This is a genomic window from Pseudomonas sp. K8, assembly GCF_014889455.1.
Taxonomy (GTDB): domain Bacteria; phylum Pseudomonadota; class Gammaproteobacteria; order Pseudomonadales; family Pseudomonadaceae; genus Aquipseudomonas; species Aquipseudomonas veronii.
Window position 1 is genome coordinate 1 of record NZ_VJWO01000100.1, and the last position, 5,243, is coordinate 5,243.

General features: G+C 64.0%; 3 protein-coding genes. 2 read left to right on the forward strand and 1 reads right to left on the reverse strand.

All coding sequences use genetic code 11. The features are described 5' to 3' along the window. The first annotated feature begins 36 nt into the window (after positions 1-36). Together INT12_RS30255 and INT12_RS30260 are read left to right on the forward strand one after the other, a co-directional pair. Positions 37-1,011 (forward strand): CobW family GTP-binding protein, encoded by a 975-nt coding sequence (locus INT12_RS30255; protein ID WP_193059161.1) that lies wholly within the window; start codon positions 37-39, stop codon positions 1,009-1,011. Further along, the gene (locus INT12_RS30260; RefSeq protein ID WP_193059162.1) at positions 1,008-2,180 is read left to right on the forward strand and encodes an ABC transporter substrate-binding protein; all 1,173 of its coding nucleotides are present in this window, start codon (positions 1,008-1,010) and stop codon (positions 2,178-2,180) included. Before INT12_RS30255 ends, INT12_RS30260 begins: the two co-directional genes overlap by 4 nt. 62 nt (positions 2,181-2,242) lie before the next feature. On the opposite strand, the gene INT12_RS30265 is transcribed toward INT12_RS30260, so the two are convergent. Beyond that, positions 2,243-4,654, reverse strand: a complete 2,412-nt coding sequence (locus INT12_RS30265) for a glucose/quinate/shikimate family membrane-bound PQQ-dependent dehydrogenase (protein WP_046488581.1) — start codon at positions 4,652-4,654, stop codon at positions 2,243-2,245. Between the last annotated feature and the right edge of the window lie 589 nt (positions 4,655-5,243).

Below are 5,243 nucleotides of genomic sequence, written 5' to 3' on the forward strand. Positions count from 1 at the left end.
GAGCAAGCTCGCTCCTACAGGGGGCGGAGGTAACATATGAGTATTGCCCTCAACGTCATCACCGGCTTCCTCGGCAGCGGCAAAACCAGCTTGCTCACGCGTCTGCTGCAGGGCGAAAGCCTCGGCGACACGGCGCTGCTGATCAATGAGTTCGGCGACGTCGGCATCGACCACCTGCTGGTGGAAGAGGTGGCGCCGGACACGGTGCTGCTGCCCGGCGGCTGCGTATGCTGCTCGATTCGCGGCGAACTCAAAGACGCATTGCTCAGCCTGTTGCAACGCCGCGAGCGCGGCGAGATCCCGGCGTTCAAGCGGGTGATCCTGGAAACCACCGGCCTGGCCGACCCGGCGCCGATCCTCGCGACCCTCAACAACGACGTGCAACTGCGCGGGCGTGTTCATATCGGCCTGGTCATCACCCTGGTCGACGCCAGCCACGCGGCCCTGCAGGAACGCCTGCACCCGGAATGGCTGGCCCAGGTGGCGGCGGCGGATCGCTTGCTGCTGAGCAAGACCGACCTTGTGGACGACTGCGCGCCGCTGCGCCTGCACCTGCAGGCGCTGAACGCGGGCACGCCGATCCTTGATAGCCGCGATATCCACAGCGGCGATCAACTGCTGCTCGGCGCAGGTCTGCGCAGCGCCGAACCGGCCGCCGAAGTCAGGCGCTGGCAACTGCACCGGACCACCACCGCCCGCCACGGCGCCGCGCAAGTCTGCTGCCTGAGCTTCGACCGGCCGCTGGATTGGGTCGGTTTCGGAGTGTGGTTGTCGATGCTGTTAAGATGCCATGGCGAACGAATCCTTCGCGTCAAAGGACTGCTCAACGTGAACGCAAGCTCGGCCCCCATCGTCATTCATGGTGTGCAGCACTGCCTGCATGCGCCGGTCCACCTGCCAGCGTGGCCGGGCAGCGACCGCCAATCGCGCCTGGTGTTTATCCTGCGCGGCCTCGACCCGGTGCTGCTGCGCCGCTCGTTTGAGGCGTTTTCACGGCGGTTCGCGGCATGATCACTTTTAGAGTCCTCGGTACGTCGGTGACCTTGCTCGAATGCTTGCGCGTGCGGGCCGAACAGGAACTGGGCATTCGCCTGGTGTACCAGGTGCATGACGTCGAACAGGCCCAGCGCATCGCCGTGATGCAGCCCGACAGCTACGACCTGTACGACCAGTGGTTCCACAACGTCGACTTCGTGTGGCCCGCCCGCGCGATCCAACCCATTGACACGCGGCGCATCGCCTTGTGGCACGAGATCAACGACCTGCCCAAGCGCGGTCGCCTGTCGCCCAGCGACCGCCTGGGCAGTGGCAGCGTGCCCAGCGAGCGGTTGTTTGTGCAGCACGATGGCAGCCTCGGCAGCACGGTCACCGAACGCATCAGCATGTTGCCGCTGACCCACAACGCCGACAGCTTCGCTTACCGCCCCGAGCGCCTGCCCGAGGCGTTCAGCCGCAGCAATGAAAGCTGGGGCTGGCTGCTCGACCCGCTGTTGCGCGCGCGTACCGCGCTGCAAAGTGACGCGGCCATCGGCGCCCTCGATGCCGCGTTGGCGGTGCAGGGCGCCGGGCTGGCGAGGTTCAGGGACATCGGCAACATGAGCATCGAAGAGATCGACGTGCTCGCCGATATCCTGGTGCGCAAGCAGAAGGAAGGGCACTTCGCGGCGTTCTGGTCCGACGATGAAGAAGCCGCGCAATTGATGCTCAGCCCGAACATCGATATCCAGAGCCTGTGGTCGCCGACCCTGATGCGCCTGCATCGCGCCGGGGTGAAGTACCGCCTGGCAGTGCCGCGTGAAGGCTATCGCGCCTGGTTCGGCGGCCTGTCGTTGTCGCGCCATGCCCAGGGCCCGGTGCTCGACGCGGCCTATGCGTACCTCAATTGGTGGTTGTCCGGCTGGCCGGGCGCGGTGATGGCACGCCAGGGTTACTACATCGGCAACCCGGCACGCAGCCGCGATCACTTGACCAGCGCCGAATGGGACTACTGGTACGCCGGCAAGCCCGCGCGCGAAGAGTTACCGGGCAGCGACGGTCTGCCGCTGATCGATATCGGCGAAGTGCGCGACGGTGGCTCCTATGAACAGCGCATGGGGCATATCGCGGTGTGGAATTCGGTGATGGATGAACACAACTACCTGGTGCGGCGCTGGGGGGATTTCATGCGCGCGCGAGGCTGATGCCAACCAAAAAAGGCGGCTACCTGTGAGGGTAGCCGCCTTTGTTTTGCTGCAGGTTTTGCTTAATCCGGCAGTTTGAACGCCATCACATAGTCACCCTGCTTGGTGCCCAGGGAGCCGTGACCGCCGGCCACGACCAGCACGTATTGCTTGCCGTCCTTGCCGGTGTAGGTCATCGGTGTGGTTTGCGCACCGGCTGGCAGGCGACCTTCCCACAGTTGCTTGCCGTTTTTCACGTCATAGGCACGCAGGTACTGGTCGAGGGTGCCGCTGAGGAAGGACACGCCACCGGCCGTGGTGAAGGTGCCGCCCAGGCTAGGCACGCCCATGGTCAGCGGGACCGGAACCGGCGAGCTGTCGCGCACGGTGCCGTTCTTGTGCATCCAGATGGTTTTGTGGGTGGTCAGGTCGACCGCCGCCACATAACCCCACGCCGGCGCCTGGCACGGCAGGCCCATCGGCGACAGCATCGCTTCGAGGATCACGCCGTAGGGCGCGCCTTTGTTCGGCTGCACGCCTTGGGTTTCGCTGATGCGCGGGCCTTGCTTGGCAATGTCGGCGGCCGGGATCAGTTTCGATTTGAACGCCATGTAGCTCGGGTTCACGAACGCGATCTGGCGCACCGGGTCGACGGAAATGCCACCCCAGTCGAACACGCCGAAGTTACCCGGATAAACGATCGAACCTTGCAGCGAAGGCGGGGTGAACGCACCGTCGTAGCGCATGGATTTGAAATCGATGCGGCACAGCATCTGGTCGAACGGGGTCACGCCCCACATGTCGCGCTCTTTGAGCGGCGGTGGCATGAAGTTCAGATCAGACTTCGGTTGCGTCGGCGCGGTGTGATCGCCCGCGACTGCGCCTTGCGGCACGGCCACTTCGTGGATTGGCACCACCGGTTGGCCGGTGGCGCGGTCCAGCACGTAGATGCTGCCTTGTTTGGTCGACGCCATCACCGCTTGTTTCACGCCGGCTTCGGTCTTGATGTCGATCAGCGAAGGCTGACCGCCCACGTCCATGTCCCACAGGTCATGGTGGGTGAACTGGAAGGTCCACTTCACGTGACCGCTGTCGATGTCCAGGGCGGTCAGGCCGGCGCTGTATTTTTCCGAGTCTTCGGTACGGTCGCCGCCGTATTGGTCGGGCATCTGGTTGCCCATCGGCAGGTAGAGCATGCCGAGTTTTTCATCCACAGAGAACATGGACCACATGTTCGGCGAGTTGCGGGTGTAGGTCTTGCCTTCGGCCAACGGGGTGGTGTCGTCCGGGTTGCCGCTGTCCCAGTTCCACACCAGCTTGCCGGTGTGGACGTCGAACGCGCGGATCACGCCGCTGGGCTCGTCGGTGGAGACGTTATCGGTGACGTGACCGCCGATCACCACCAGGTTTTTGGTCACCGCCGGTGGCGAAGTGGAGTAGTAACCGCCTGGGGCGAAGCTGCCGATATTGGCACGCAGGTCGACCTGGCCTTTGTCGCCGAAGTCTTCGCACATCTTGCCGGTGTCGGCGTTCAGGGCGATCAGGCGGGTGTCGGCGGTCGGCACGAAGATGCGTTTCGGGCAGGCGTTCGGCGCGGCAGCCGGGCTGGCGCTGCCGGTCGGGCTCTGTTCGGAGGCGTAGGCGGCGTCATCGTGATACGACACGCCACGGCAGGTCATGTGCGCCCAACCTTTGAAGTTTGCGGCACCTTCGGTGCTGATCTTCGGGTCGAAACGCCAGATTTCCTTGCCGGTATCCGGGTCCAGGGCAATCACCTGGCTGTGCGGGGTACACACGTAGAGCATGCCGTTGACTTTCAGCGGGGTGTTTTCCGCGGTGGTCTCGCCCGGGTCGTTCGGGCCTGGGATGTCGCCGGTGCGGTAGGTCCACGCTGGAACCAGTTTGTGGGCGTTTTCCGGGGTGATCTGCGCCAGGGGCGAGTAGCGATCGCCGTAGGCCGAACGGCCGTAGGAATTCCAGTCGCCATCGGCCTGGGTCGGCGCGGCGCTGGCCATGCCCGGTACTGCGTCGCGGTCCAGTTGGCCTTTGATTTCACCCGGGTGGGTGAATTGGCTGGCCACGGCGGCAGCGCCGGCCAGGACCACGGCCACGCTCAGCGCGCCGGTGCCCAGCGGTGCCGATTGGCCACGCAGCAACGGACGGCGAAACCATGGGAGCAGCATGACGATGCCCAGGGCGAACAGCAGTGCCAGGCGCGGTACCAACTGCCACCAGTCCAGGCCGACTTCCCACAGTGCCCACACGGTACTGGCGAACAGTACCAGTGCGTATAGGCCCAGCGCGGCGCGGCGGGTGGCCAGCAGCAGAAGGCCGGTCAGGGTGATGCCGATACCGGCCAGCAGGTAGTACAGCGACCCGCCGAGCAGGCTCAGCTTGATACCGCCGGCCAGTAAGGCCAGGCCCATGATCAGCAGCAAGACGCCTAGCAGCCTGGGCAGTAGGCGGCTTGGGCTTGAGGCACCATCAGTGCTCATAGTGTGTTTCTCCGTGACGTTGGAATTATGTGTCCCCGTGTGTCTTCACTGTAGATGACGATTTGGCACGGGCTTGGTTCAGCGTGAGTCGGTTTTTCCTGGGGATAGCGGGGGGTATCCACAGGGGGGTGATTTATTTTTAGGCGCGGTCGGGTGTGAGACAGCGCTGTCTTTGTGGCGAGGGGTGTTCGGTAGGTTGGGGTTGACCGAGAGTGAATCGTTTCAGGTTATTGCCGCCAAGGATAATGTGGTGGGGCGTTGAGAGAAAGTGAAAATCGCAAGATGCATTATTTCGGATTTGGTAACAGTGACAGAATGTCGCTGTGGGATGAGGGGGTGGGTTTGTTGTTAGGGGGCTGGTGGATGGCCTTGGGGGAGGGGGCATATCCGTTTCTTCGGTAACGGCGGCTATGGGTTCCGCCCTTACGGCGGGTCACTTTGGAAAAGCCCCAAAGTAACCAAAGGGCTCTTGCCCCACCACTCGGCACCTCGCCTAGGCTCGGTGTGCCCGAACGCAGGCTTGAATCCGTGGGCCGCCGTCATGGGCCATCCCTGGCCCAGGACGGCTAACCCGGCGTCCTGCCGGGTT